The sequence below is a fragment of the Martinezella lusitana genome (genome assembly GCF_900094565.1).
In the GTDB taxonomy this organism is placed as follows: Bacteria; Pseudomonadota; Alphaproteobacteria; order Rhizobiales; family Rhizobiaceae; genus Rhizobium; species Rhizobium lusitanum.
Map to the genome: position 1 here is coordinate 174804 of NZ_FMAF01000003.1, position 26375 is coordinate 201178.

The following is a 26375-nucleotide window of genomic DNA, read 5'->3' on the forward strand; positions in this document are numbered from 1 at the left end:
CGCCGGATATGGGTCGATTTTGGGCCTGGAGACCATGCCGGAATGCTTGCAATATCATATATTGTAACATAGGCTCCCTTCATTCCGCCGCCGCGCGGACCCGGTGCCTGGAGGAAAGGCACCCCTGCGCATGGCGATGAAGGCTTCAAGCTCGATCCTGGACGGAAGGCCCGCAATGCGGCTCTTCGCATGGGATCAGGCGACAACAAGGGGAACGCTACTTATGACCGCCACCACACTTTCCAGCCTGGCCTCGGCCCTGCTTTCAGGCTCCATCAAGGTCGTCGATCTCACAGCGCCGCTCGGCCCTGAAACACCGGTACTCTACCTGCCACCACAGTTCGGCAAGAACACGCCGTCGGTCAAGGTCCATACGATCTCGGAATATAACGAGGACGGCCCCTTCTGGGCCTGGAACTGGCTGGAACTCGGCGAACATACTGGCACGCATTTCGACGCCCCCTGCCACTGGATCACCGGCAAGGACAATCCGAACAACACGACCGACACCATACCGACGCAGAATTTCGTCGCACCGGTCAACGTCATCGACCGGTCGAAGGAAGCCGCCGCCAATCCGGACTATCTGCTGACGGTTGACAGCATCAAGGAATGGGAAGCACAGAATGGCGCGATCGAGGCCGGCAGCTGGGTGCTGCTGCGCACCGACTGGTACAAGCGCAACGGCTCGACGGAAACCTTCCTGAACGCCGATGAGAGCGGCCCGCATTCTCCCGGCCCGACCGCCGAGGCGATCGAATATCTTCTGACCAAGGGCATTATCGGCTGGGGCTCGGAAACCATCGGTACCGACGCCGGTTCCGCCGGCGGAATGAACCCGCCCTTCCCGGCCCATAACCTCATGCACAAGGCCAACCGCTATGGCCTCGCCAGCCTCTCCAATCTCGATCAGCTCCCCGCCAAGGGCGCCGTGCTGATCGCCGCACCGCTGAAGTTCGTCAAGGGCACGGGTTCACCGGTCCGTGCACTGGCACTTATCGCATGATAGGTTGGGAAGGCTGGACTCCAGGGGCGAATTAAGCTCCTCCTTTCCACACTCCTTGCCTATGAGGGGCAACGGCAATGGGCGATCATGACTACATCATCGTCGGCAGCGGCATAAATGCGCTTGTCGCGGCCGCGATGCTCGGCAAGAAGGGCCACAAGGTGCTCCTCCTCGAGCGCAACGACCGCATCGGCGGCTGTCTGCGCACAGAGGAGATCACCGAGCCCGGCTTCATCCACGACGTCATGGCGACGACCATGGTACTGTTCCTCACCTCGCCGGCCTATGGCGCCATCGGCAAGGATCTCGAGGCCCGCGGCCTGGAATTTGCCCATGCCGACCTTCCCACAGGCGTGCTGAGGCCGGATGGCTCGCATGTGATCTTTTCCAAGGACAGGCGACGGAACATCGCCACCTTCGATGAATTGTCGCTCGGCGACGGGCAGACCTTCTCTCGCGAGATGGACGCGCTCGCCGCCGATGCCCCCTTCCTGTTTTCCCTGCTCGGTGGTGCACTCTGGTCGGGATCGACCCTGAAAAACGTTGCCGGCCAAGGCTGGAATCGCGGCCTGCGCAAGCTTGCGGCCTGGTTCGGTGAAGCCCTGACACCGGCCCGCGGCTATCTGGAGACCAGCTATCGCTCCGAGGATATTCATGCGCTCTGGGCACCCTGGGTCCTGCATTGCGGCCTCGGGCCCGAAAGCGCCTATTCCGCCGAAATGCTGAAGGTCATCGGCTTTGCGCTGGAGCTTGGCGGCGCGCCGATCGTCAAGGGCGGTGCGGGAACATTGCTGACGGCCTTCGAACGGCTGATCAAGGATAATGGCGGCGAGATCCGCATCAGCGCCGACGTCGAAGCCATCATTCCCGGCGCCAATCGCCGCGCCGACGGCGTGCGCCTTGCAGGGGGCGAAACGCTGAAAGCCAAGGCCGGCGTGATATGTTCGGTAACGCCCAACCAGCTCTACGAACGGCTGATGAAGGACTGGCCCGACCCGCTGCCGACAGAGATCAAGGCCGGCGTTGCGAGCTATCGCTACGGCAAGGGCGACATGCAGATCCACTATGCCCTCTCCGCGCCGCCGCGCTGGAAGGCCGATGCCGAGCTCGGCAAGGTGGCGCTGCTGCATCTGACGCCTGGTCTCGACGGTGTCTCCCGCGCCGCCAATGAATGCGAGCGCGGACTGCTGCCAGCTGAACCCACTGTCTGCGTCGGCCAGCCCGCCTCCCTCGATCCCAGCCGCGCACCGGAGGGTAAATCGATCCTCTGGCTGCAGCTTCCCGAAGCGCCGCGCCATATCAAGGGAGACGCCGCGGGCGAGATCGCAACGCCGAAGGACGGCTGCTGGACGGAAGAGGTGCGCGAGCGCTATGCCGACCGCGTCGAGGCGCTGCTCGAAAGCCATATCGAGAATTTCTCCGGTATAAAGCTCGCGCGGCGCGCCTATTCGCCGGGTGATCTGGAAGCCATGAACGTGAACCTTGTCGGCGGCGATCCCTATGGCGGCTATTGCGGCCTGGACCAGTTTTTCATCTGGCGCCCCTTCAAGTCATCTGTTAACCACCGCACCCACATATCAGGCCTATACCATATCGGCGCCTCGGCGCACCCGGGAGCCGGGCTCGGCGGAGGCTCAGGCTTCCTCCTCGCATCATCGCTGAAGTAACACGTTTCAGGAGGAGTATCGTCGATGGAGGAGCGATTTTCAGGCACTGTTTTAAGGCGTAGTCGGGAGGAGCCCGTAAAACGTCCGACCATGGGCGAAATAGGCCTCAATCACTTCGCGCCCTATCTGATGAACCGGTTGATGGCCCGCTGGAACGCCAACCTGTCGGACGAGCTGCGCGAATACGACATGACGACCGCCAAGATGCGGGCGCTTGCCGTGCTCAGCGTCTCCTCCAGCGTTACGATCAACGAACTCTCCGTCTTCGCCGTCACCGAGCAATCGACGATGAGCCGCACATTGGACTCGCTCGAGCGGCAGGGCTTCATCCGCCGCCAGCCACGCGCCGAGGACATGCGCATCCGCGACGTTTCCATCACCGAAGAAGGCCGCGCCGCCTTCGAGAAGGTGTGGCCGACCATGTACGACCTGTTCCTGCAGATGTTCGACGGCGTCGAGGAGGCCGAATATCGCGCATTTATTTCGACGCTGCACAAGGTGCTGCATAATATCAGGAAGCATGAGATTTGACGAGCAAAGCTGACGGCCAGCTACTCAGCCGACCAATCCTTCGGAAACATTTGTCCTCCGTACAGCACACGTAAAATGCGCACGGTGTCTGCTTCGACAATAAAAGCGATCGATGCACGGTGCTCGAAACCTATGACTCTGACACCCGGGAAAAGGTCATCTCTGACGGTGCCACGCTCAGGAAAAATTGCAAGTGAGCGACATGATGCTTCCATTCGGTCGATATAAGCACCAGCGACCCTATGATCGGCTTGTTTGGCAATATAACTATAGAGCGCCTTCAAATCGGCTCGTGCTGCCGGTCTGAAAACAATCTTATAAACCACGCTTGTCGGTTCTCACCTGTTCCAGATGATAAGCGCGCAATTCAGCAAAGACATCATCAACCGGAATATCAGGGGCAGGATCCTCCAGTGCTTCACGAATCTTGGCGCGAACGACCGCATTCACTGCAGCCTCCTCACGATCAAGAGCCCGAAGCGCAGCCCTGATAACTTCGCTGGCAGATTCATATGCGCCTGTCTCAAGACGCTCATCCAAAAGATGCTGCTGCTTTCCGAGCGTGACAGTAATCGGCTTGCTTGTGCGCATGGCAGATATCCTCAATTCGCCCCATCATAGCACACAATTATTACACTGTAATACACCCTCTGCCCTTCACAACGTCTCCACCGTCTTCAGCGCGCCATCCAGTGCAGCCCCATTCTCGTCCAGCAACGCCGCCTGCCGCAGTCGCTTCATCCAGGCGGCTCCATCCTCCCGATCGCGCAGCATCGGCAGCGCCGACATCACCCGATCGAATTTCGACAGGCCGCGCGCATGCGTATCGGAATAGCCTTTGACCAGGCGGCGATTGTTCAGCACCTCGACGGCGAGATCGTAATTGACCGTAAGCAGGTTGGCCGCCGCCACAAGCCAGGCTTCGCGATGCTGGACCTCGCGCATGTGCCGCAGCGTGCCGCGACGGGTGCGGCGCAAGGCCGAGACAATATAGAGGCTGAGGAACCAGAAGAGCGTTCCTGTCTGCACACGGCGGCCCTTGTTGACCATGCGATCGAGACGGTCGAAGAGCTTCGGCCGGTTTTCGATCCATAGGCCGAGACCCTTCGGCATCGTGCCGCAGACTTCCTCCATGCGCGGATGCATGTATTCGGTCATGTAGACGATCTGATCGTCCTTGGCGCCAACCTCCTTCCGCACACGCTCGAAACGCGATGCGCGCACCTTCAAGTCGGCGACGCGGATGACGTCGTCGTAAGCCATGGCGACGGCCGCATATTTCGCAGCCTGCACGGTGAAGGCGAAATCCTTGTCCGCTCCGCCGGCTTTGCGGTCGAGCGCATGGAGAGCCGCCACGCGGCTCAGATATTCATCAGCATAGGCCGGGTCCTGGTAGTCGGTCAGCCTCTTGGCGCCGGCAAACAGCAGCGGGCGAGCCGCTTCCGGAAATTCGACGCGGATGCGATTGACCAGCCGATCCAGTGCCGGGTGGCCGGCCGTCTCAGGCAGAACGTCGAAATGCTTCGTCGGCGTTGCGGAAACCGCATCACGCGGTTTGTCCTTGACCCGGTCGAAGGCGGCGTTGAACGCCTTGAGGCTCGGCTCGATACCCTTGCCGCCGGCCCGGATCATCGCTTCGAAAGCCTGCTTTGCGAAAGGAAGCGCCCCCGAACCAGCCAGAGCGCCGAACATGGAAGCCGAAATGACGCTGCCGTTCTTGATGGCCAGCGTCTCCATATCGAAGGCGATGGTGCGCTTGGCGGCGAAATCCGTTGCTTCGACCACGATTTCGGGATTGCCGATGCCGTCGCCCGGCTTTTCCTTCTCGCCGACCGCGAAGGAACGATGCGTCGAAGCGATCAGCACGGTCTTGTCTGGCGTAACCAGACCGCGCAGGACGGAGCGGCCGGCCTCCATCAACTCCGCCGCCATGACGACATCGACATCGCCAGGCGTCGGCATCAGCGAAAAGATCGGCGCGTGACCGTCCCTCGCCGGCAGCATCTCGATATAGTAGATCGTCGCGCCCGTTCGCTGCGCCACGCCGGGCACAGACGTCGTCTGCGCCATCCAGCCTTCGGCTTCCGCAAGACCGACGATCCAGTCGGCCAGCACGCCGCCGCCCTGCCCGCCCATGGCGAGAATGGCAAGCGACAATGGCTTGTCCGTCGAAAGGCGGCTGGCGCCGAGGTCACTCATGCTCACATGCTCGTTCATATCGCCCTCTCAATCCGAAAAGACGATGCGGCCGGCGCGGCGACGCGCCTGCAGCCAGCCGATCACGGCGGAACGCAAGCGGGCGGCGAAGCGGTCCCAACCCGTGGGGTTATGAATAATATCGGCGCGATAGAAGGAGGGACAGAGCACCGCAGCCTCCGCGACTTCGCCGCAATTGCCGCAGCCGACGCAATTATTGTCGATCGCCGCCACCGGATCATCCTTCAGCGGATCGTCGGTATGCTTGACCGACAGCGACGGACAGCCGGAAAGCCGGATGCAGGCGTGATCGCCGGTGCAGACATCCTCATCGACGCCGAAACGCTCCTTAACGATGCGCTTGCCGTCCTTGACAGCCTTGGCAAATTGCGGCTTCACGCGGCGCTGCTTGTTCAGCATGCATTCCGAGGAAGCGACGATGATCTTCGGCCCCGGCTCCTTCGAGGTCAGCGCCTCGCGCAGCGTGTCACGCATCTTGGCGACATCATAGGTGCGGTCGATCTGGCGGACCCAGGTCGCGCCGATGCCCTTGACCGCATTGACGATGGAATTATTGGTCTTGCGGCGCGGGTTCAACGCACGTGATGACGGGATGTCCTGCCCGCCAGTCGCGGCCGAATAAAAATTGTCGACAACGAGGATGACGCCGTCCTGCTTGTTGAAGACGGCATTGCCGACGGAAGTCGCCAAACCATTGTGCCAGAAGCCGCCATCGCCCATGACCGAGATCGCGCGCTTGTCGGCGGCGACATTGAAGGCCGAGGCCGCCGCCGGGCCGAGACCGTAGCCCATGGTCGTACTGCCCAGGTTGAACGGCGGCAGGATCGAGAACAGGTGGCAGCCGATATCGCCGGAGATGTGGTGCTGGCCGAGTTCGCCCTCTACCATCTTCATCGCGGCGAAGATCGGCCGCTCGGGACAGCCAATGCAGAAGCCCGGCGGGCGCGGCGGCACGACTTCGGCGAGCGCCTTGATCTTCGGATCGTTGAGGATCGGCGACGGGTCCGGCAGTGGCGGCTGGTTGCCGAGCAGCACGCGCTGATGTGTCTCCAGGAAATTCTTGATGCCCTTCATCAGGACAGGCGCGGTATATTCTCCGCCCATCGGCAGGACATCCTTGCCGGAAATCTTCGTCTGGATATCGCGGCGCCGCAGGATGGTGTTGAGCGACTGCTCGATATATTCGGGCGCACCCTCCTCGACCAGCAGAACCGCTTTCTTATTGGCGCAGAACTCGGCCATCTGATCGTCGATCAGCGGATAGGCGACGTTCAGTACGTAGAGCGGCACGGCGGAATTGCCGTAGACATCGGCAAGGCCGAGCTGCTGCAGCGCCCGCATGACGCCGTTATAGGCACCACCGAGCAGGATGATGCCGACCTCGCCTTCCGACGGACCGAAATACTCGTTGAGCTGGCGCCTCTTAATGAACTCGACGGCAGCCGGCCAGCGTTTCTCCAGCTTTTCCTTCTCATGCAGGAAAGAGGCAGGCGGCAGCACGATGCGGTTGACGTCACGGATCGGATTTTCCAGCGCCTGCTTCAACGTATAGGCCGGCCGCTTGTTGTCCTTGGCGACGAACTGGCCGTGCACATGACAGCTGCGAATGCCGACCTGCAGCATGACGGGCGTATTGGAGGCCTCCGAAAGCTCGAAACCCTCCTCCACCGCCCGCACGATCGACGGCAGGTTCGGGCGCGGGTTGAGCAGCCACATCTGCGATTTCATCGCATAGGCATGGCTGCGCTCCTGCATGATCGAGGAGCCCTCACCGTAGTCTTCGCCGATAATGATCAGCGCACCGCCGGTGACCCCACCCGAGGACAGGTTGGAGAGTGCATCGGAGGCGACATTTGTCCCCGCCGTCGATTTCCAGGTGACGGCGCCGCGCACCGGATACATCACGGAGGCCGAAAGCATGGCGGCAGCCGCCGCTTCCGATGCCGAGGTCTCGAAATGGACGCCGAGATCCTCCATCACATCCTTGGCGTCGGCGAGCACATCCATGAGATGGGAGATCGGCGAGCCCTGATAGCCGCCGACATAGGACACGCCGGATTGCAGGAGTGCCTTGGTGATCGCGAGAATACCCTCGCCGCGGAAGATATCGCCTTCCCCGAGCTTCAGATCCTCGACCTCGCGCGCAAAAGACCGCTCGGCCATAGACGTTACCCCTTTGCCCTATGGGCTTCTTTTAAATCATTTGCAAAATCATATTTTGAACTTCCTCGAGCTGTCAACGAACAAATATGAGACTTCGGGGGTTGATTGGCGCTCAAGCCGCAGAAATGTGCCGTCCGATTCCGAAAACGCCCCGAAGAAATCGTGGGTGAAAGCGCATATATATGCAAATGCATGAAATATGGGCGCATTACGAGGCGCGCTGAAAAATGAAGGCCTGGATTTTGTGAGACGCTCAGAGAAAGCGCTTGCCGCTCCGAAATACTTATTTTAGGATTAAAACATTCCGACAATAAATCGCCAGCGGCAGGCGGGCGTCATGCTTTTCTGCCGCTTAACAGGGGAACGGAGTGACCATGACAACGCTTACTCGGCGCGAGGCCTTGAGCCTCGGCGCAGCCGCATTCATTACTGGGATTCTCGCGGGCAGGACACATGTGGAAGCCGCCGAAGCCGGCACGCTGACCATCGCTTACAACGTCAACCTACCTTCTTTCGATCCGACCACAGGACCGTCGGCGGTCAATCCGTCGATCCAGGCGATCTATCGCTCGGTCTTCGACCAGTTCATCGCCCAGGGGCCGGACTTGAAATTCCAGCCGGGCCTTTTGACCGCCTGGGGCTGGAACGACGACAAGACCAAGGTTTGGATGGACGTTCGCGAGGGCGTTACCTGGCATGACGGCTCCAAGTTTACGCCCGACGACATCGTCTGGTCACTGGAGCGCGCCGCCAAGCAGGAAACCGGCAACCCGATCCAGTTCATCTGGTCGACGGCCAATAATTATAAGGTGGAAGGCAACCGTATCACCGGCGATGTCGTTCGCTTCGAACCCACTTACTTCAAGTGGATGGCTTTCCTCACCGGCTATGTCCTGCCGAAGGACTATTATACCAAAGTGGGCGCACAAGGCTTCGAGAAGAAGCCTGTAGGTACCGGCCCCTATATGGTCGACGCCTATGAGGGCAATTCCTATCTGCGCCTGAAGGCGAACCCCAACTATTTCGGCGGCAAGCCGGCCTTCGATACGGTCATCTTCAAGTTCGTGCCCGACACCACGAGCCGCGTCGCCGAAATCGAATCCGGCTCGTCGGATGTGACGCTGGAAATCCCCTATGAGGATTTCGACCGGCTGAGGAAGAAGTCCGGACTTGCAGGCGTTGCCACGCCGATCTCGGATATCGGCATGATCTTCATCAGCAACGTCGACCCGATGCTCGACAAGAACGTCCGTCTCGCTGCCAACCTGGCGATCGACAAGGAAGCGATCATCAAGCGTCTGCTGCGCGGCTACGGCAAGCCGCTTTCGACGCTGGAAGCGCCGGAATACGAAGCCTACGACGCCTCGATCAAGATCCCCTATGATCCGGAACAGGCGAAGAAGCTATTGGCGGCCAGCGGCTATTCGCCGGCAAAGCCAGTCAAGTTCGGCATCAAGACGACCCGCGGCTTCAAGCCGAAGGATTACGAGATGATCCAGGCGATCGTCGGCATGTGGCGCAAGGTCGGCATCGAAGCAGAAATCGAAGTCTACGAAATCGCCAAGCATTACGAACTGCGCGCCGCCCACCAGCTCGGCCCCGCCGCCTTCTACAACTGGGGCAACGCCATCGGCGACCCCACGACCTCGACCGGCTTCGCCATGTTCGGCCCCTCGCCGCACTCGGCCTGGAAGACCAAGGATGTCGACGACATGCTGGGTCCGCTCTGGGTGGAAAAGGACGAAGCGAAGCGCATCGCCGGCTGGAAGGCTGCAATCAAGTACATTGCAGAACAGGGCTATGTGATCCCGCTGCTGCAATATGTTCAGCCGATCGTCTATAAATCGAGCCTGAAGGTGACGCCGAACGTTTCCGGCGCGCTGCAGCCGACGCTGGTGTCGAAGGGGTGATCGTCCAGCTTTGAACGTGTAGCCCGGCCCCTCACCCTAGCCCTCTCCCCGTTTTGACGGGGAGAGGGGACGATCTTTGTATCCTCGCCGGAACATGTCGTTAGGGGTAGGCTGTAGGTGCGTCTTCCCTTCTCCCCGTCAAAACGGGGAGAAGGTGCCCGACAGGGCGGATGAGGGGCTTGGGGCTCTCCATCACCACCAGCCGTGCGATCGGAATTCATAACGAATGATAGCAGTCTCCATTCTCAACCGCCTGATCATGGCCGCCGCCACGCTCTTCGGCGTGGCGTTGATCGTGTTCGTGCTCCTGCGGGTCGTGCCGGGCGATCCCATCGCCATGATGATCTCACCGGGCGCTAGCCCCGCCGATATCGCCGCGCTCCGCGCCCATTACGGCCTCGACGCAAGCCTGACCACCCAATTCGGCATCTGGCTGAAGTCGGTGCTGGCGGGTGATTTCGGCACCTCGATCTCGCTGAAACGCGATGTGTTATCGCTCTTGGGAGAGCGCCTGCCGGCGACGCTGGAACTGGCTTTTGCGGCCCTCGTACTCGCGGTCCTTCTCGGCGGCGCTGTCGCCATCATCGGCACACTCGCCCGCCGCACCATCCTCGAACCGATCCTCGACAGCCTCAACGGCCTCTTCCTTGCCGTGCCGGATTTCGTCTGGGCGCTGGCGCTGGTTCTGGTCCTCGGCGTGCTGTTTCCGCTCTTCCCGCTTTCCGGCCGCATCGATCCAAGCACGGACGTGCAATTCGCGACCCCCTTCTATCTCATCGAAAGCCTGCTCACCCTCCGCTTCCGCGTCTTTGCCGATATATCAGCCCATATGGTCATGCCGGTGCTGGCGCTCGGCCTGCCGTTGGCGGCCATCATCGCCCGCGTGCTGAAGGCCGCACTCTCTGAAGCCATGGTGCAGGACTATATCCTGCTCGCCAAGCTGAAGGGCATGTCCGACCTGCGGCTGGTGCTGCAGGAAGCGTTGCGTAACGCCGTCGGCCCGACGATCGCGCTCACCGGCGTACAATTCACTTTCCTGATCGGCGGCACCGTCATCGTCGAGCGCATCTTCGCCTATCCCGGCATCGGAAACATGGCGATCGACGCGGTCATCAACCGCGACCTGCCGCTCATCCAGGGGCTCGTCTTGGTCTTCGGCGCTCTCTTCATCCTCGTCAACCTGGCAGTTGACCTGCTGGTCGCGGCCTTCAATCCGAGGCTCGCCCATGGCTGACGTCATCTCGCCCGCCATGCCAAGCCCGCCCTCCAGAATGGCGAAACGGGTTCGGGCATTGCTCTCCGAGCCGAAGGTGATCTTCGGCGGCGGCTTCATCCTCATCCTGATCATTCTCGCTGTTTTCGCGCCCTATCTCGCGCCGAAGGATCCGCTGGAGCAGGATCTCATGTCCGGCACCTTGCCGCCGGTCTGGGTCGACGGCTCCGATCCAGGCTTCCTGCTGGGCACGGACGATCTGGGCCGAGACGTCCTGTCCCGCGTCATCTTCGGCACGCGTATCGCATTGACGGTCGCCTTCGTCGCGGCAGGGCTTGCGGCATTCATCGGCACGTTGCTCGGCCTTCTCGCCGGCTGGTATGGCGGATGGATCGACAAGGTGATCTCGCGCCTGGTCGATATCTGGATGGCCTTCCCGCCGGTGCTCTTGTCGATCCTGCTGGTCGCTGTCTTCGGCTCGGGCGTGCATTCGGTCATCGCCGCCATCGTCATCATCGACTGGACCCGCTTCTGTCGCGTCGTGCGCTCCGAAACCCAGGCGCAGGCGCAGATGGACTACGTGACAGCCGCCCATACGATCGGCTTTTCGCGGGCGAAGATTCTCTTCAGCGAGATCCTGCCCAATGTCATGCCGGTCCTGATCGCGCTTGTCAGCCTGGAGATGGGCATCGCCGTCATCGTCGAGGCCATCCTGTCCTTCGTCGGCCTCTCCGTCTCCTCGGACACGCCGACCTGGGGCGGCATGATCGCCGAGGGCAGGCAGATGATCTACCAAGGCTGGTGGGTGCTGGTCGTGCCGCTGATCGCCCTCTTCGCGACTGTACTTGCCTTCAATCAACTCGGCGACGGCCTGCGTCGCGCTCTCGATCCGGTAATGCGCCGATGACATCTACGCTTCTCTCCATAATGGGCCTCAGCGCCGTATCCGACCGCGAAGGCGGCGCGCCGATCCTGCGAGATGTCTCCGTCACGCTCGAGCGCGGCGAAGTGCGCGGCCTCGTCGGAGAAAGCGGCGCCGGCAAATCGACGATCGCGAAGGCCTTGCTCGGCATCCTGCCGCGCGGCGTTCGCATCACCGGCGGCTCCATCCTTTTCGAGAATCGCGATCTTCTCACTCTCTCCGCTAGGGAATTGCGCGATATCATGGGCAGCGACATCTCGCTGATCCCGCAGGACCCGCAGACGGCGCTCAATCCTGGCCGCCGCATCGAGGCACAACTGACCGATGGCCTGCGGCTGAAGCGGGGTATGTCGTCGCGCGATGCGAGGCTGCGTGCACTGAAATTGCTCGAAGAAGTGCATATCCGCGATCCCGAGCGCGTGCTGCGTGCCTATCCGCACGAATTGTCGGGTGGCATGCGGCAACGCATCTTGATTGCCGCCGCCTTTGCGCTGGAGCCGAAGCTGGTTGTCGCCGACGAGCCGACCACGGCGCTTGACGTCACCGTGCAGAAGCAGATCCTGCGGCTGATCCGCGGCCTGCAGGAGGCGCATGGCACCGCCGTCATCTTCGTCACTCACGATCTCGGCGTCGTCGCCCAGATCTGTGACAGCGTTACCCTGCTCTATGCCGGCAAGGTCATCGAGCAGGGCAAAACCGGCGATGTGCTTGCGCGCCCGCAGCACATCTACACGAAATCGCTGCTGTCAGCCGGCCCGCGCTACGACCGGCCGGATGCCGGGCTGACGCCGGTGCCGCAGGCGGTCTTCGAGCAATTGCGCCGAGAGATCGGCATTCCGGAGGTCGGACGATGAGCACTTCCGATAATCTCATGTCGGCCAGAGGCATCGAGGTCACCTATGGCGCCAAACGGCATCTTTTCGGACCACCGGGCCATGGCATCAAGGTGCTGCACGGCGTCGACATCGATATCCGCCGCGGCGAGACCGTCGGCATCGTCGGCGAAAGCGGCTCGGGCAAGACGACGCTCGGCCGTGCCCTGCTGCGCCTGGTCGACGTCTCCGCCGGCAGCATCCATTTCGACGGCAGGGACATCACGCATCTGCCTGATAGCGAAATGCGGCCGCTGCGCCGGCGCATGCAGATGATTTTCCAGGACCCTATGGCCTCGCTCAACCCGCGCCATACGATCCGCCGCATTCTGGTCGAGCCGCTGCTCCTGCACGGACTGGCCTCGGATCGCAAGGAGGCCGAACGCCGCGTCGCCAAAATCCTCGAGCGTGTGACGCTGCCTCAAGCGTGCCTCGACCGCAATCCGCACGAGCTTTCCGGCGGCCAGCGCCAGCGCATCGGCATTGCCCGCGCCGCCCTGTTGGAACCGGACTTCGTGCTCGCCGACGAGATCGTTTCCGGCCTCGACGTGTCGACCCAGGCGCAAGTGCTTAACCTATTGAAGGAACTGTCGCGAGACCTCGGCCTGTCCATGGCCTTCATCAGCCACGACCTCTCGGTCATCCGCGCTCTCTGCGACCGCGTCTACGTCCTGCGGCACGGCCGCATTGAGGAAGAAGGCGATTGCGAGCGCGTCTTCACCGAACCCGCTTCCGCTTATACCCGCATGCTGCTCGATGCGATTCCCCTGCCGGAAATCGACCCGCACTGGCTCGGCCGCGAAAGCCTGATTGAAGAAGCATCCAGTGCTTGAATAGTCGCCCGCAGGGGGGCGCAAAGCTGCCATTTTAACCGCAGCGAGCTGCGCGACGGCACCGGCAACAGAAGGGAAGCAATATGAAATACCCTGTGTCAGCAGCAACAAAAGCCACCGGGCTACCCGGACTTCGTGGTCACGACCATACAGGACTCACGGTACCGGATATGAAGCAGGCGATCGATTTCTTCGAGAATGTGCTCGGCTGCGAGGTCGTAATGTCATTCGGGCCGTTTGCCGACGATAAGGGCACATTCATGAAAGATCTGCTCGGCGTCGACCCCAAGGCTGAAATAAAGCAGATAACGCAAGTCCGCTGTGGCTTCGGATCGAACATCGAGCTGTTCGAATATTCGGCTCCCGATCAGCGAGATCTCCAGCAGAAGAACAGCGATGTCGGTGCATTTCATATCTCGCTGTACGTTGACGATATCGCGGCAGCAAAAGCCTATCTCGATAGCAAGAACATCGAAACGCGGCTGGGACCATTCACAATCGACGACGGTCCGGCAGCTGGCCAGTCGATCCTTTACTTCCAGGCACCATGGGGGCTGCAGTTCGAAGCAATCAGCTATCCGAAGGGCATGGCCTATGAAAAAAGCGCCAAAACACGGCTATGGAATCCGAAGAGCCCGAGCAAGTGAGATTTGGCGGGAAAACGACGTCCTGATCGAACCTCCGGCTATTTCAGGCGAAAGCGCTGTATCTTGCCCGATTCCGTCTTCGGCAAGGCGTCGACGAAAATGATCGAACGTGGATATTTATAGGGCGCAATGACAGTCTTGACGTGGTCCTGTAGCGCCTTGACCAGAAGCTGCGAGCCGCTCACACCCGGCATCAACACGACATGCGCCTGAACAATGCTGCCCCGATCTTCGTCCGGCTTGCCGATGACAGCGCATTCCAGCACATCGGCATGCGACAGAAGTGCCGCTTCGACTTCCGGTCCGGCAATATTGTAGCCGGCGGAAAGAATGATGTCGTCGGAACGCGCGGCGAAATGGAAATAGCCCTCCTCGTCCCGAATGAAGCTGTCACCGGTGATGTTCCAGCCATCACGCACATAGTCCGCCTGCCTGTGGTCGGCGAGATAACGGCAGCCGATCGGCCCGCGAACCACCAGCTTGCCGATCGTGCCGCGCGGCACCTCGTTCATCTCGTCATCGACGATGCGCGCCTCATAGCCGGTCAGCGGCCTGCCAGTGCAGTTCGGCCTGGCATCATCGAGCCGATTCGAAATGAAGATATGCAGCAGCTCGGTCGAGCCGATCCCGTCGAGGATCGGCTTGCCGGTCTTGCGCGTCCACTCCTCGAAGATTGGCCCGGGCAGCGTCTCGCCAGCGGATACCGCGATGCGCAGCGAGGAGAGATCTGCCCCCTCTTCCATCGCCGCCAGCATGGCGCGATAGGCAGTTGGCGCGGTGAAGCTGATCGTCGCGCCATATTCCTGGATGATCTCGACCATGTTCTTCGGCGAGGCATTTTCAAGCAGGGCCGTAGACGCCCCGAAGCGGAGCGGGAACACGACAAGACCGCCGAGACCGAAGGTGAAGGCGATCGGCGGCGAGCCGATGAAGACATCGTCTGGCGTGACCTGCAGAACTTCTTTCGCATAGGCATCGGCGATGATCAGGATATCTCGATGGAAATGCATCGTCGCCTTCGGCACACCCGTCGATCCCGAGGTGAAGCCGAGCAGCGCCACATCGTCGCGCCCGGTTTTCACCGCTTCGAAACGGACCGCCTTGTTGAGGGCGATACGGTCGAGTTCGGCATCGTGATTGGCGGTGCCGTCAAAGCCCACCACCTGCTTCAGGAAGCGGCTGTCCTTGGCCGCGGCGACAAGCTCCTCAAGCAGCCTCGTATCGCAAAGCGCCAGCGAGATTTCCGCCTTGTCGATGACCTTCGAAAGTTCGCCCGCCCGCAGCATCGGCATGGTATTGACGGCGACGGCTCCGACCTTCGTCACCGCCAGCCAGCAGGCAATCATCGCCGGGTTGTTGCCGGAGCGGATGAGAACGCGATTGCCGGGCTTCACGCCGAAATTTTCGACAAGCGCATGGGCGATGCGGTTGGTCCAGTCCGCCAATTCCTTATAAGTGCGGCGGCGGCCGTTGCCGATCAGCGCCACATGATCGCCGAAACCTCGCTCAACCATCCGGTCGCTGAGTTCGAAGCCGGCATTCAGCCATTCGGGATAGTCGAAACCATCCATCAGCAACTCGGGCCATTCGCCGAAGGGCGGCAGATTGTCTCGCGTGAATGTATCGGTATGACCGGTCGGTCCCAGCATCGCCTTGCTCCCGCATTCTTCTCGATCAAATCGCCAGGACAGCCGCTTTCCCCTGCAGCCGTGTAGCGCGATAAAAAAGATCGCATCGAAGATCGAAATGTTCAAGCAAGAAATTTTAAGCCTAAAATATTTTTGGATTCTCTTTGATTTCAAAAGGCAATTTTGGAATTTTGCGCTATTGTGGCTTTCGGCCGATCGCAGATTCCGGCAAGACAAGCCTTGACGAACGGTCACGACAAGATATTTTAAACTTAAATGATTTTGAGGCGACTTCGTTCGCATGAGGAGGGATAAGCGATGCGCATCGTCTGTATCGGCGGCGGGCCTGCCGGCCTCTACTTCGCGCTTCTCATGAAGAAGCTTCATCCCGAACATTCGATCCGCGTCGTCGAGCGCAACCGCCCCTATGACACCTTCGGCTGGGGTGTGGTCTTCTCCGATGCCACCATGATATCGATGCGCGAATGGGATCCGGAAAGTGCGGCCGAGATCGAGGACGCCTTCAATCACTGGGACGATATCGAAGTCCTATTCAAGGGCACGCGTCAGCGCACTTCAGGCCACGGCTTCGTCGGCATCGGCCGCAAGAAGCTGTTGAATATCCTGCAGAAGCGCTGCGAAGCTCTCGATGTCGAATTGATCTTCGAGACCGACGTCAATTCCGATCTCGATTACCCCGATGCCGATCTCATCATCGGTTCGGACGGCCTCAATTCCCGCATTCGCAACCATTATCCAGAGGTGTTCAAGCCGGATATGATCACCCGGCCGAACCGCTATATCTGGCTCGGCACCAACAAGCAGTACGACGCCTTCACCTTCGATTTCCGCAGGACCGAGCACGGCTGGTTCCAGGCGCACATCTACAAGTTCGACGACAAGACCTCGACCTTCATCGTCGAGACCACCGAGGAGGCCTACCTCGCCCACGGTCTCGACAAGATGGATCAGGATGGCTCCATCGCCTTCTGCGAAAACCTGTTTTCCGAAGTGCTCGACGGCGCGTCGCTGATGACCAACGCGCGCCATATCCGGGGATCGGCCTGGCTGAATTTCAACCGGCTCATCTGCGGCAAGTGGAGCCATTTCAACGGTAATTCGCATGTCGTGCTGATGGGTGACGCTGCCCACACCGCGCATTTCGCCATCGGCTCCGGGACCAAGCTCGCCATCGACGATGCCATCGAACTAACCAGGCAGTTCCAGATCCACGGGCACGATAAGGACAAGATCCCGGCCGTTCTCGAAACCTACGAGGAAATCCGGCGCGTCGACGTCGCCCGCATCCAGAATGCCGCCCGCAACGCGATGGAATGGTTCGAAGTCGTGGGACGCCGCTATGCCGACACGCTCGAGCCACCGCAATTCATGTATTCGATGCTCACCCGCTCGCAGCGCATCAGCCACGAAAATCTGAGGCTTCGCGACAAGAACTGGCTCGAAGGTTTCGAGCGCTGGTTCGCGGAGAAATCCGGCCTCGCCGTCGGCAACGACCGCTGCCTGCCGCCGATGTTCACGCCCTATCGCCTGCGCGATGTCCAGCTCGTCAACCGCATCGTCGTCTCACCGATGGCGATGTACTCGGCGGAAAACGGCATCATGAACGATTTCCACATCGTCCATCTCGGCTCGCGCGCGCTTGGCGGTGCAGGCCTGATCTTCGCGGAGATGACCTGCGTCACACCGGATGCACGCATTACCCCCGGCTGCCTGGGCCTCTGGAACGACGAACAGGTCGCGCAATGGAAGCGGCTCGTCGATTTCGTCCATGCGAGCAGCGCCGCCAAGGTCGGCATTCAGCTCGGCCATGCCGGACGCAAGGGCGCAACGAAGCTTGCCTGGGAAGGGATCGATCAGCCGTTGGCGGAAGGTGAATGGCCGCTGATCTCGGCGTCAGCTGTCCCCTACCTTAAGAACAGCCAGGTGCCGAAGGCCATGGACCGCGCCGATATGGATCGCGTCAGGGCCGACTTCATCCGCTCGACCGAACTCGCCGTCAAGACCGGCGCCGACTGGCTGGAGCTGCACTGCGCCCACGGCTACCTGCTGTCGAGCTTCCTGTCGCCGATCACCAACACGCGTGATGACGAATATGGCGGCAGCCATGAAAACCGTGCCCGCTATCCCCTTGAAATCTTCAAGGCCATGCGCGCGATCTGGCCCGCAGACAAGCCCATGTCCGTCCGCCTCTCCTGCCATGACTGGACCGATGGCGGCAACACGCCTGAGGATGCTGCGATCTTCGCGCGTCTGTTCAAGGAGGCCGGCGCCGATCTGATCGATTGCTCCTCCGGCCAGGTATCGAAAGAGGAAAAGCCTGTTTACGGCCGCCTCTTCCAGACACCCTTTTCCGATAAGATCCGCAACGAGATTGGCATTCCCACGATTGCCGTCGGCGCAATCTCGGAAGCCGACCACGCCAATTCGATCATTGCCGCCGGCCGCGCCGATCTCTGCGCCGTCGCCCGCCCGCATCTGGCCGATCCCGCCTGGTCGCTGCATGAGGCCGCCAAGATCGGCCTGACGTCCATTCCCTGGCCGAAGCAGTATCTCTCCGGTAAGACGCAATATGAAACCAACCTTGCCCGCGCAGCCACGACCGCGCCGGCGAAGTGAGGATCAGATGACGACTTCGGGCAAATTTGCGGGCCGTCACGCCCTCATCACCGGCGCCGGCAGCGGCATCGGTGCAGCGATCGCAAGGGCGCTTGCAACGGACGGCGCGCGCGTCACCCTGGTCGGCCGCCGCAAGGAGCCTCTGGAAGCGGTCGCAGCCGAAATCGGCGCGCAGGCATTCGTCGTCGATGGGTTCGACGTCACAAGTCCCGAGGCTATCGCCCAGGGGCTCGCAAGGGCACGCGAAAAATTCGGCCCCATCGATATTCTCGTCAACAACGCCGGCGAAGCGCCGAGCGCGTCTTTCGAGAAGACCAGCCTGGACACATGGAACCATGTCCTGTCAGTCGACCTCACCGGTGTCTTTCTGGTGACGCAGGCAGTCCTGCCCGATCTGAAGGCGCATGGCGCCGGCGCGCGCATCATCAATATCGCCTCGACGGCCGGCTTGAAGGGATATGGCTACGTCTCCGCCTATGTCGCCGCCAAGCATGGCGTCGTCGGCCTGACCCGTTCGCTGGCGCTGGAATTCGCCAAGACCGGCATGACAGTCAATGCCGTCTGCCCCGGTTTCACCGATACGCCGATCATCCAGCGATCGATCGAAACCATCGTCGCCAAGACCGGGCGCACAGCCGAGCAGGCGCTTGGCGAGTTCACGAAATCCAATCCGCAGGGGCGGCTCGTCACACCGGAGGAAGTCGCTGATACCGTTCTCTGGCTGGCATCGCCGACAGCGGCATCGATCAATGGACAGGCAATCGCGGTTGCCGGTGGGGAGATTTGAGGGGATGAGCGATCTAGATATGACGATGCGGGGCCATCTGAAGCCCTTCAAGGATTACAAGCCGCAGCATTTCCTCTGGGATGTCAGCGAGGATGGCCGCGTCGCTACGCTCACGCTGAACCGCCCGGAACGTAAGAATCCATTGACCTTCGAGAGCTATGCCGAGCTGCGCGACCTCTTCCGTGATCTCGTCTATGCATCGGATATTCGCGCCGTGGTATTGACGGGCGCCGGCGGCAATTTCTCCTCCGGTGGCGATGTGTTCGAGATCATCGAACCGTTGACCCGCATGGCCATGCCCGAGCTTCTGGCCTTCACACGCATGACCGGCGATCTCGTCAAGGCGATGCGCAAATGCCCGCAGCCGATCATATCGGCCGTCGACGGCATCTGCGCCGGTGCCGGCGCCATCCTTGCCATGGCCTCCGATTTGAGGCTCGCGACACCTGAAGCCAAGACCGCCTTTCTCTTCACCCGCGTCGGTCTTGCCGGCGCCGACATGGGTGCATGCGGCATCTTGCCCCGCATCATCGGCCAGGGTCGCGCCGCCGAGCTTCTCTTCACCGGCCGCTCGATGACGGCGAGCGAAGGTCAGGCCTGGGGCTTCTACAACGGCTTGCACGCCAGCGCCGATCTGGAGCAGGAAGCCGTCGAACTGGCCCGCTCGTTGGCCGATGGCCCCTGGTTCGCGCATGGTATGACGAAGACCATGCTGAACCAGGAATGGGCGATGGGCATCGACGAGATGATCGAATCCGAAGCGCAAGCCCAGGCCGTTTGTATGGCGACGCAGGACTTCCGTCGCGCCTTCGAGGCTTTCGCCGCCAAGCGCAAACCGGAATTTCAGGGAGACTAGGCAATGTCTATGGCAAGCGCCCTCCCCGGTCCGACGCGAGACCATTTGGATTGGCCGTTCTTCGAGGAACGCCACCGTGAATTCGCGGCTGAGGTGGACACTTTCGCCAAATCCTCCGCCGTTGCAGCGATCGATCACAGGGATGTCGACGGCGCTTGCGGTAAGCTGGTCAAGGCGCTCGGCGATGCCGGGCTTCTTGCCGCCGCCACGGGTTCTTCCCATGACGAACCGCTGATCGACTCCCGCCTCGTCTGCCTTGCACGCGAAACCCTTGCCTGGCATGACGGCCTTGCCGACTTCGCCTTTGCCATGCAGGGGCTGGGCACCGGCGCGATCGGCCTTTCCGGTTCACCAGAGCTGCGCGCGGCTGTTCTGCCCAAGGTGCGCTCGGGCGATTGGCTTGCCGCCTTCGCGCTTTCGGAAAAAGACGCCGGTTCCGATGTGGCGGCCATGAGCTGTGCCGCCCGCCTCGATGGCGACCATTATGTTCTCGACGGCGAGAAGACCTGGATCTCGAACGGCGGCATCGCCGACGTCTACACGGTCTTTGCCCGCACAGGCGAGGCACCGGGAACGCGCGGCATTTCCGCCTTCGTCGTCTTTGCCGATGACCCCGGCTTTTCCATCGCCGAGCGCATCGAGGTGATCGCGCCGCATCCGCTGGCGACGATCCGCTTCGAGAATTGCCGCATCTCCGCGTCGCGGCGGCTCGGTGCGCCGGGCGAAGGTTTCAAGATCGCCATGCGCACACTGGATATCTTCCGCGCCTCGGTCGCTGCCGCAGGCCTCGGCTTTGCCCGCCGCGCGCTCGATGAATCCCTTGCCCATGTCCGCGCGCGTCCGATGTTAGGCGGAAGGCTCGCGGACCTTCAGTTGACGCAGGCCGCCCTCGGCGATATGGCGACCGGCATCGACGCGGCGGCATTGCTCACCTATCGGGCGGCCTGGCGTCGCGACGTGCAGCGCTTGCCGACGACGCGCGAGGCGGCCATGGCCAAGATGACGGCTACGGAAACCGCACAGAGCGTCATCGACCGCGCCGTTCAGCTCTTCGGTGGACGTGGCGTAAGGTCCGGCGAGATAACGGAAAAACTCTATCGGGAGATCCGCGCGCTTCGCATCTATGAAGGTGCGACGGAGGTTCAGAAACTCATCGTCGCGCGCGAACTTCTGAAAGCCAATTAGTGGGAGACGACAGCATGAGCCGCGAGATTTTCGACTGGGCCGATCCGTTCCGGCTGGTGGAGCAGCTGAGCGATGAAGAACGCATGGTGCTGGACACCGCGCATTCCTATGCGCAGGAGAAGCTTGCCCCCCGCGTGCTCGAAGCCTTCCGCCATGAAAAGACCGATCCGACGATCTTCCGCGAGATGGGCGAGCTCGGCCTGCTCGGACCGACGATTGCGCCGGAATATGGCGGTGCCGGCCTCGGTTATGTCGCCTATGGCCTGATCGCCCGCGAAGTGGAACGCGTCGACAGCGGCTATCGCTCAATGATGAGCGTGCAGTCCTCGCTGGTCATGGTGCCGATCGATGCTTTCGGGTCTGAGGCCCAGAAGCAGAAATATCTGCCGAAGCTTGCCACTGGCGAATGGATCGGCTGCTTCGGCCTCACCGAGCCGAACCATGGCTCCGACCCCGGCTCGATGGTGACGCGGGCAAAGAAGGTCGATGGCGGCTATAGCCTCACCGGCGCCAAGACCTGGATCTCCAACGCACCGATCGCCGATGTCTTCGTCGTCTGGGCAAAGACCGAGGACGGCACCATCCGCGGCTTCATCCTCGAAAAGGGCTGGAAGGGACTGTCGGCACCCGCCATCCACGGCAAGGTGGGCTTACGCGCCTCGATCACGGGCGAAGTGGTCATGGAGAATGTCTTCGTGCCGGAGGAAAACCTGCTGCCGAACGTCTCTGGCTTGAAGGGTCCGTTCACCTGCCTCAACTCCGCCCGCTTCGGCATTGCCTGGGGCGCATTGGGTGCGGCCGAGGATTGCTATGCCAAGGCGCGGCAATATGTGCTCGACCGCAAGCAGTTCGACCGGCCGCTTGCCGCCAACCAGCTGATCCAGAAGAAGCTCGCCGACATGGTGACCGAGATCACCCTTGGCCTGCAGGGCTGCCTGCGTCTCGGCCGCATGAAGGAAGACGGCCATCCGCCTGTCGAACTGACGTCGATCCTCAAGCGCAACAGCTGCGGCAAGGCGCTGGACATCGCCCGCGCCGCGCGCGACATGCTCGGCGGCAACGGCATTTCCGACGAGTTCGGCATCGCCCGCCACCTCGTCAACCTCGAGGTGGTCAACACCTACGAGGGAACCCACGACATCCACGCCCTCATCCTCGGCCGCGCCATCACTGGCATCGCCGCCTTTTCGAATTGAGGTCCGTCTTGGCGTTCAAAACCACCAGACCCCTGCGCTTCGGAGACTGCGACCCCTCGGGGATCGCCTATTTCCCGTCCTATCTGAACATCCTCGTCGGGGTGTTGGAAGATTACTTTGCCTCGATCGGCTTTTCCTGGCGAAAGCTGATCGACGAACGCCGCATCGGTGTCCCGACCGTGCGGCTCGATCTGACTTTCATGAAGCCGGGCCTTCAGGGCGACGACCTCGAATTCCTGCTGACAGTACGCGGCATCGGCCGTTCTTCGCTCGATCTGGAACACCAGGTCTCGGCGAACGGCCATGTGCTCTGGACGGCCAGGCAACGTGTCGTCGCCACCTCGCTCGATAACCATCAATCGCTTGCCTGGCCGGATGATATCTGCGCCGCACTGACCTCTCATCTGGAGACGACCGATGCACACCATCCTGCAACCTGAAGGCTGGGCCAAGCCGATCGGCTATGCCAACGGCATGACGGCAACCGGCCGCATGGTGTTCGTCGGCGGCCAGGTCGGCTGGAACGCCGCCTGCGAGTTCGAAAGCGACGACTTTGTCGAGCAGGTGCGCCAGACATTGAAGAATGTCGTCGCCATCCTTGCCGAAGGCGGCGCCGAGCCCAAGCACATCACCTCGATGACCTGGTATTTCACCGACAAGCAGGAATATCTCGGTAGCCTCAAGGCTATCGGTCAGGCCTATCGCGAAATCATCGGCCGGCACTTCCCGGCCATGGCTGCCGTACAGGTCGTCGCTCTGGTCGAGGATCGCGCCAAGATCGAGATCCAGGCGACCGCCATCATTCCGGAATAATATCGCACAGGCGGTCAAGATCATGTCGGCACTGCGCTTTTCGGACACCATCTCGGCGGCGCTGACTGACGGGGTCATCGTCGTCACCATAGACAATGCGCCCGTCAACGCGCTCTCGGCCGATGTCCGGGCCGGCCTGATGGCGGCGCTCGATCATGCCGAGAACGAAAGCGCAATCGCCGGCGTCGTACTGACAGGCGCGGGCAACAGCTTCATCGGCGGCGCAGACATCAAGGAATTCGGCAAGCCACCGGTCGAACCGCTCCTGCCTGACGTCATTGCCCGCATCGAAACCTTTCCGAAACCCGTCGCCGCGGCGATCAATGGCGCAGCGCTCGGGGGCGGCCTGGAAGTGGCGCTTGCCTGCCATCGACGTTACGCCGCTCCGGCGGCCAAGCTCGGCCTGCCGGAAGTCAAGCTCGGCATAGTCCCCGGCGCCGGCGGCACGCAACGCCTGCCACGCCTCATCGGCACCGCTGCCGCTATCGATATGATCGCCGGCGGACGCATCATTTCTGCCTCGGAAGCCCTCAAGCTCGGCATTGTGGACAGAGTCTCCGAAAGCACGCTGCTCGCAGACACCATTGCCGATATCAAGAATGCCGACGCCTCATCTTTGCGCCGTACCGGTATGCTTTCCGTTCCATCTGCTCTCATTGAAACCACCGAAAAGGCAGCCGCCGATGCACTGCGCAAGGCACGCGGCCAGCGTGCCCCAACGGAAGCCGTCCGCCTCGTTCGCCTCTCCGCAACCGCTCCCCTGGCCGAGGGGTTGGCCGAAGAACGCCGCACCTTCCTAGAGCTTCGCGACAGCGAGGAGGCGACCGCGCTGCGCCATGTCTTCTTCGCCGAACGCGCAGCCGGCAAGGTCGAAGGTTTGGAGGCAGTCACCCCACGCAGGATTGAAACCGTCGGCATCGTCGGCACCGGCCTGATGGGATCGGGCATCGCGGTCGCCGCGCTCAACGGCGGCTATCGCGTCATCGGCGTCGAGCAGAGTGCCGAAGCAGCCGAGAAGGGCCGCGAACGGATCGCCGGCATTCTCGACAAGGCGGTGCAATCCGGCCGCCTCGACGCGGCCGGTCGCGAGGACCGTTTAAGTCGATTGAGCGTGACCGCCGATATGCAGCAACTCGGGCAGGCCGATATCGTCATCGAAGCCGTCTTCGACGACCTCACCGTCAAGACCGAACTGTTCCAGCGCCTCGATACGATCGTCCGCGCCGACGCAATTCTCGCGACCAATACCAGCTATCTCGATCCGGACGTCATTGCTGCGGCAACCGCGCGGCCCGAGCGGGTCGTCGGCCTGCACTTCTTCTCGCCCGCCCACATCATGCGGCTGCTGGAAGTGGTGAACTGCAAGAAGACGGCGCCGGAGGTCCTGGCGAGCGCATTGGCATTCGCGAAACGCTTAAGCAAACTGCCCATCGTCTGCGGCGTCACCGAAGGCTTCATCGGCAACCGCGTCTTCTCGGCCTATCGCCGCGAGGCCGAATACATGGTCGAGGACGGCGCTTTGCCCGACGAAATCGATGCGGCTCTGGAAGCCTATGGTTTTCCCATGGGTCTTTTCGCCGTCTACGACATGGCAGGCCTGGAGATCGCCTGGGCGCGCCGCAAGCGGCAGGCTGCAACGCGCAATCCTGCGGAACGCTATGTCGTCATCGCCGACCGACTCTGCGAGGCCGGCCGCTTCGGACAGAAGGCCGGGCGTGGCTGGTATGCCTATCCCGACGGCAAACGGACGATCGATCCCGACGTAACAGCCATGATCGAAGCTGCGCGCGCCGAGAAAGGCATTGTGCCAAAGCGCTTCACCGCCGAAGAGATCGTTGCCCGCCTGCTGAAAGCCATGTCCGATGAGGGCGACGTGCTGCTTGCGGAAGGCATTGCTGCCCGCGCCAGCGACATCGATCTCGTCATGATCAACGGCTACGGCTTTCCATCGAGCAAGGGCGGCCCGATGTTCGCCGCCGGCCGCCGCTAAAGCATTTCCAGGAAAAGTGCGAAGCGGTTTTCCGTCTGGAATGCGTAAAGAAACAAAAAGATAGAGCGTTTACGCTGCCGAAGACAGCAGCGTGAACAGTTCCTGTGGTCGGTTGACCCCGCGCAGCGCGTAGCGACCGACGGAGACAAGATCGTTGCTGTTGTGTGTCGATAGCGCCTCGACGAAGTTCGACGACATCAGGACGTTGCGGTCGGCCGAACGGCACATGGAGGCAATGCGGCTCACCTCGTTGACAGCAGGCCCGATGACGGTGAAGTCCAGCCGGTCCATGCTGCCGATATTGCCGTAGAAGACATCGCCGATATGCAGGCCGAGGTAGACATCCGTGACGGGCCTGCCTTCGATCTGCCGCTGGGCGTTAAGATCGCGCAGCCGCTGGCGCAGCAGCGATTCCGCCATCAGTGCGGCCGCACAGGCGTCGGCCGAATTCCTGGCCTTGAAGATCGCCAGCGTGCCGTCGCCGATCAGCTTCAGCACGTTGCCGCCCGCCTCGTGGATCGAGGAAATGACGGCATCGGCATAGGCGTTCAGCATCGGGATGATCTCATCCGGCTCGGCGGTATCCGAGATGCGCGTATAGTTGGCGAGATCGGAAAACCAGAGCGCCGCTGAAATCCGTTCGGTCTTGCCGCGCGTGATCTTGCCTTCGAGAACATGGCGGGCGGCATCCTCGCCGAGATAGACCTCGGCGATCGTGCGGGCGATGCGGCTCATGCCGGTGCACTTGATTGCCAGCGCCAGCGCCGGCGTGAGCTTGCGCAGCACGTACAGATCCTCGTCGGGGAAACCGACTTCGGCAGCGGTGGCGAAGTTGGAATAGAAGCAGTCCATCTCGCCGATCGTACCGCCCTCTTCGAAACGGTGCACCATGGCAATGTAGTCCGTGTGACCATCGGCCTGCAGTGTATCGAGCCCGTAGAAATCGGCCGGCTCGCCAAAACCGATACGCCGGCGCACCTCGTCCCCGCCTGTCGTCAACATATGATAGAAGGCGGAACGTTGCCAATTCTCGGCGGCGATCCCCTGATGCGACGGGCCATATTCGAACTCGCGCTCGATCACCCGGTTGCCGTCCCAGCGGAAGGCACGGCCTTCATAGACCGGATGCAGCGTGTCCATCAGCGCCATGGCTCGATCGAGGTTGAGGCCATGCTGGCGGCACTGCTCGCAGAAACCCGCCAGGATATCGGTTTCTGCCATGCCCTTGAGGCCTGCTTGCATGAGCCAGCTGGCGATTTCGCCGATGTCCTTCGCGTCCATGGATATCTCCCGACCCTCTAA

23 protein-coding genes are annotated in these 26375 nt (G+C 61.6%); 17 read left to right on the forward strand and 6 right to left on the reverse strand.

Annotation, left to right across the window (positions count from 1 at the left end; translation table 11 throughout):
* The first annotated feature begins 223 nt into the window (after nucleotides 1-223).
* The 3 genes from GA0061101_RS07135 to GA0061101_RS07145 all read left to right on the forward strand — a co-directional run bounded on the left by GA0061101_RS07135 (nucleotide 224) and on the right by GA0061101_RS07145 (nucleotide 3204).
* Nucleotides 224-1006 carry a cyclase family protein gene (locus GA0061101_RS07135; protein ID WP_037195461.1) on the forward strand — a complete coding sequence of 261 codons (783 nt, stop codon included), beginning with the start codon at nucleotides 224-226 and terminating at the stop codon, nucleotides 1004-1006.
* A 77-nt stretch (nucleotides 1007-1083) separates the two neighbouring features.
* Nucleotides 1084-2673: a phytoene desaturase family protein gene (locus GA0061101_RS07140; RefSeq protein WP_037195329.1), complete on the forward strand. Its 1590-nt coding sequence runs from the start codon at nucleotides 1084-1086 to the stop codon at nucleotides 2671-2673.
* Between the two features lie 24 nt (nucleotides 2674-2697).
* Nucleotides 2698-3204 (forward strand): MarR family winged helix-turn-helix transcriptional regulator, encoded by a 507-nt coding sequence (locus GA0061101_RS07145; protein ID WP_037195331.1) that lies wholly within the window; start codon nucleotides 2698-2700, stop codon nucleotides 3202-3204.
* Between the two features lie 20 nt (nucleotides 3205-3224).
* Here GA0061101_RS07145 and GA0061101_RS07150 read toward each other — a convergent pair whose 3' ends face one another.
* From GA0061101_RS07150 to GA0061101_RS07165, 4 genes are all read right to left on the reverse strand, one after another.
* Nucleotides 3225-3530, reverse strand: coding sequence for a type II toxin-antitoxin system RelE/ParE family toxin (locus GA0061101_RS07150; protein ID WP_081938715.1), 306 nt, complete (start codon nucleotides 3528-3530; stop codon nucleotides 3225-3227).
* Nucleotides 3520-3795, reverse strand: a complete 276-nt coding sequence (locus GA0061101_RS07155) for a type II toxin-antitoxin system ParD family antitoxin (protein ID WP_037195333.1) — start codon at nucleotides 3793-3795, stop codon at nucleotides 3520-3522. Before GA0061101_RS07155 ends, GA0061101_RS07150 begins: the two co-directional genes overlap by 11 nt.
* 66 nt (nucleotides 3796-3861) lie before the next feature.
* Nucleotides 3862-5421, reverse strand: a complete 1560-nt coding sequence (locus GA0061101_RS07160) for an indolepyruvate oxidoreductase subunit beta family protein (RefSeq protein ID WP_092573331.1) — start codon at nucleotides 5419-5421, stop codon at nucleotides 3862-3864.
* 9 nt (nucleotides 5422-5430) lie between these two features.
* On the reverse strand, nucleotides 5431-7584 hold the full coding sequence (locus GA0061101_RS07165; protein WP_037195337.1) for a thiamine pyrophosphate-dependent enzyme: 2154 nt from the start codon (nucleotides 7582-7584) through the stop codon (nucleotides 5431-5433).
* 374 nt (nucleotides 7585-7958) lie between these two features.
* Here GA0061101_RS07165 and GA0061101_RS07170 point away from each other — a divergent pair, with 374 nt between their 5' ends.
* The 6 genes from GA0061101_RS07170 (at nucleotide 7959) to GA0061101_RS07195 (ending at nucleotide 13981) form a co-directional block, all read left to right on the forward strand.
* Nucleotides 7959-9494, forward strand: a complete 1536-nt coding sequence (locus GA0061101_RS07170) for an ABC transporter substrate-binding protein (protein WP_037195342.1) — start codon at nucleotides 7959-7961, stop codon at nucleotides 9492-9494.
* A 226-nt stretch (nucleotides 9495-9720) separates the two neighbouring features.
* Nucleotides 9721-10728, forward strand: a complete 1008-nt coding sequence (locus GA0061101_RS07175) for an ABC transporter permease (protein WP_037195345.1) — start codon at nucleotides 9721-9723, stop codon at nucleotides 10726-10728.
* A complete protein-coding gene (locus GA0061101_RS07180) occupies nucleotides 10721-11614 on the forward strand; it encodes an ABC transporter permease (protein ID WP_051963388.1) in 894 nt (297 codons plus the stop codon). Before GA0061101_RS07175 ends, GA0061101_RS07180 begins: the two co-directional genes overlap by 8 nt.
* On the forward strand, nucleotides 11611-12483 hold the full coding sequence (locus GA0061101_RS07185; RefSeq protein ID WP_047562314.1) for an ABC transporter ATP-binding protein: 873 nt from the start codon (nucleotides 11611-11613) through the stop codon (nucleotides 12481-12483). Before GA0061101_RS07180 ends, GA0061101_RS07185 begins: the two co-directional genes overlap by 4 nt.
* Nucleotides 12480-13334, forward strand: a complete 855-nt coding sequence (locus tag GA0061101_RS07190) for an ATP-binding cassette domain-containing protein (protein WP_092573332.1) — start codon at nucleotides 12480-12482, stop codon at nucleotides 13332-13334. The genes GA0061101_RS07185 and GA0061101_RS07190 overlap by 4 nt, the downstream gene beginning before the upstream one ends.
* A gap of 83 nt (nucleotides 13335-13417) precedes the next feature.
* Nucleotides 13418-13981, forward strand: coding sequence for a VOC family protein (locus GA0061101_RS07195; protein ID WP_047562309.1), 564 nt, complete (start codon nucleotides 13418-13420; stop codon nucleotides 13979-13981).
* Nucleotides 13982-14019: 38 nt separating this feature from the next.
* Here GA0061101_RS07195 and GA0061101_RS07200 read toward each other — a convergent pair whose 3' ends face one another.
* Nucleotides 14020-15630, reverse strand: coding sequence for an AMP-binding protein (locus GA0061101_RS07200; RefSeq protein WP_092573333.1), 1611 nt, complete (start codon nucleotides 15628-15630; stop codon nucleotides 14020-14022).
* A gap of 297 nt (nucleotides 15631-15927) precedes the next feature.
* Here GA0061101_RS07200 and GA0061101_RS07205 point away from each other — a divergent pair, with 297 nt between their 5' ends.
* From GA0061101_RS07205 to GA0061101_RS07240, 8 genes are read left to right on the forward strand one after another with little or no spacing between them, the layout of a single operon-like run.
* On the forward strand, nucleotides 15928-18246 hold the full coding sequence (locus GA0061101_RS07205; RefSeq protein ID WP_092573334.1) for a bifunctional salicylyl-CoA 5-hydroxylase/oxidoreductase: 2319 nt from the start codon (nucleotides 15928-15930) through the stop codon (nucleotides 18244-18246).
* 7 nt (nucleotides 18247-18253) lie between these two features.
* Complete coding sequence (locus GA0061101_RS07210) at nucleotides 18254-19033, forward strand: SDR family NAD(P)-dependent oxidoreductase (RefSeq protein ID WP_092573335.1); 780 nt, start codon at nucleotides 18254-18256, stop codon at nucleotides 19031-19033.
* A 4-nt stretch (nucleotides 19034-19037) separates the two neighbouring features.
* Nucleotides 19038-19889, forward strand: coding sequence for an enoyl-CoA hydratase family protein (locus GA0061101_RS07215; RefSeq protein ID WP_092573336.1), 852 nt, complete (start codon nucleotides 19038-19040; stop codon nucleotides 19887-19889).
* A gap of 3 nt (nucleotides 19890-19892) precedes the next feature.
* The gene (locus GA0061101_RS07220; protein WP_092573337.1) at nucleotides 19893-21074 is read left to right on the forward strand and encodes an acyl-CoA dehydrogenase family protein; all 1182 of its coding nucleotides are present in this window, start codon (nucleotides 19893-19895) and stop codon (nucleotides 21072-21074) included.
* 14 nt (nucleotides 21075-21088) lie between these two features.
* A complete protein-coding gene (locus tag GA0061101_RS07225) occupies nucleotides 21089-22270 on the forward strand; it encodes an acyl-CoA dehydrogenase (RefSeq protein WP_092573338.1) in 1182 nt (393 codons plus the stop codon).
* An 8-nt stretch (nucleotides 22271-22278) separates the two neighbouring features.
* Nucleotides 22279-22710, forward strand: a complete 432-nt coding sequence (locus GA0061101_RS07230; protein ID WP_092573339.1) for an acyl-CoA thioesterase — start codon at nucleotides 22279-22281, stop codon at nucleotides 22708-22710.
* Nucleotides 22688-23083, forward strand: coding sequence for a RidA family protein (locus GA0061101_RS07235; protein ID WP_037196571.1), 396 nt, complete (start codon nucleotides 22688-22690; stop codon nucleotides 23081-23083). Before GA0061101_RS07230 ends, GA0061101_RS07235 begins: the two co-directional genes overlap by 23 nt.
* A 22-nt stretch (nucleotides 23084-23105) precedes the next feature.
* The gene (locus GA0061101_RS07240; protein WP_092573340.1) at nucleotides 23106-25073 is read left to right on the forward strand and encodes a 3-hydroxyacyl-CoA dehydrogenase NAD-binding domain-containing protein; all 1968 of its coding nucleotides are present in this window, start codon (nucleotides 23106-23108) and stop codon (nucleotides 25071-25073) included.
* Nucleotides 25074-25142: 69 nt separating this feature from the next.
* Here GA0061101_RS07240 and GA0061101_RS07245 read toward each other — a convergent pair whose 3' ends face one another.
* Entirely contained in the window at nucleotides 25143-26354 is a 1212-nt protein-coding gene (locus tag GA0061101_RS07245; RefSeq protein WP_037196567.1) for an adenylate/guanylate cyclase domain-containing protein, read from the reverse strand.
* Between the last annotated feature and the right edge of the window lie 21 nt (nucleotides 26355-26375).

Bases quoted from the DNA above. Each gene is read 5' to 3' on its own strand.
- GA0061101_RS07195 (WP_047562309.1), top strand. From the start codon at position 13,418: ATGAAATACCCTGTGTCAGCAGCAACAAAAGCCACCGGGCTACCCGGA.
- GA0061101_RS07200 (WP_092573333.1), bottom strand. From the start codon at position 15,630: ATGCTGGGACCGACCGGTCATACCGATACATTCACGCGAGACAATCTG.
- GA0061101_RS07240 (WP_092573340.1), top strand. From the start codon at position 23,106: ATGTCGGCACTGCGCTTTTCGGACACCATCTCGGCGGCGCTGACTGAC.
- GA0061101_RS07135 (WP_037195461.1), top strand. From the start codon at position 224: ATGACCGCCACCACACTTTCCAGCCTGGCCTCGGCCCTGCTTTCAGGC.
- GA0061101_RS07215 (WP_092573336.1), top strand. From the start codon at position 19,038: ATGAGCGATCTAGATATGACGATGCGGGGCCATCTGAAGCCCTTCAAG.
- GA0061101_RS07190 (WP_092573332.1), top strand. From the start codon at position 12,480: ATGAGCACTTCCGATAATCTCATGTCGGCCAGAGGCATCGAGGTCACC.
- GA0061101_RS07245 (WP_037196567.1), bottom strand. From the start codon at position 26,354: ATGGACGCGAAGGACATCGGCGAAATCGCCAGCTGGCTCATGCAAGCA.
- GA0061101_RS07160 (WP_092573331.1), bottom strand. From the start codon at position 5,421: ATGAACGAGCATGTGAGCATGAGTGACCTCGGCGCCAGCCGCCTTTCG.
- GA0061101_RS07205 (WP_092573334.1), top strand. From the start codon at position 15,928: ATGCGCATCGTCTGTATCGGCGGCGGGCCTGCCGGCCTCTACTTCGCG.
- GA0061101_RS07225 (WP_092573338.1), top strand. From the start codon at position 21,089: ATGAGCCGCGAGATTTTCGACTGGGCCGATCCGTTCCGGCTGGTGGAG.
- GA0061101_RS07175 (WP_037195345.1), top strand. From the start codon at position 9,721: ATGATAGCAGTCTCCATTCTCAACCGCCTGATCATGGCCGCCGCCACG.
- GA0061101_RS07180 (WP_051963388.1), top strand. From the start codon at position 10,721: ATGGCTGACGTCATCTCGCCCGCCATGCCAAGCCCGCCCTCCAGAATG.
- GA0061101_RS07235 (WP_037196571.1), top strand. From the start codon at position 22,688: ATGCACACCATCCTGCAACCTGAAGGCTGGGCCAAGCCGATCGGCTAT.
- GA0061101_RS07170 (WP_037195342.1), top strand. From the start codon at position 7,959: ATGACAACGCTTACTCGGCGCGAGGCCTTGAGCCTCGGCGCAGCCGCA.
- GA0061101_RS07140 (WP_037195329.1), top strand. From the start codon at position 1,084: ATGGGCGATCATGACTACATCATCGTCGGCAGCGGCATAAATGCGCTT.
- GA0061101_RS07210 (WP_092573335.1), top strand. From the start codon at position 18,254: ATGACGACTTCGGGCAAATTTGCGGGCCGTCACGCCCTCATCACCGGC.
- GA0061101_RS07155 (WP_037195333.1), bottom strand. From the start codon at position 3,795: ATGCGCACAAGCAAGCCGATTACTGTCACGCTCGGAAAGCAGCAGCAT.
- GA0061101_RS07145 (WP_037195331.1), top strand. From the start codon at position 2,698: ATGGAGGAGCGATTTTCAGGCACTGTTTTAAGGCGTAGTCGGGAGGAG.
- GA0061101_RS07220 (WP_092573337.1), top strand. From the start codon at position 19,893: ATGTCTATGGCAAGCGCCCTCCCCGGTCCGACGCGAGACCATTTGGAT.
- GA0061101_RS07165 (WP_037195337.1), bottom strand. From the start codon at position 7,584: ATGGCCGAGCGGTCTTTTGCGCGCGAGGTCGAGGATCTGAAGCTCGGG.
- GA0061101_RS07185 (WP_047562314.1), top strand. From the start codon at position 11,611: ATGACATCTACGCTTCTCTCCATAATGGGCCTCAGCGCCGTATCCGAC.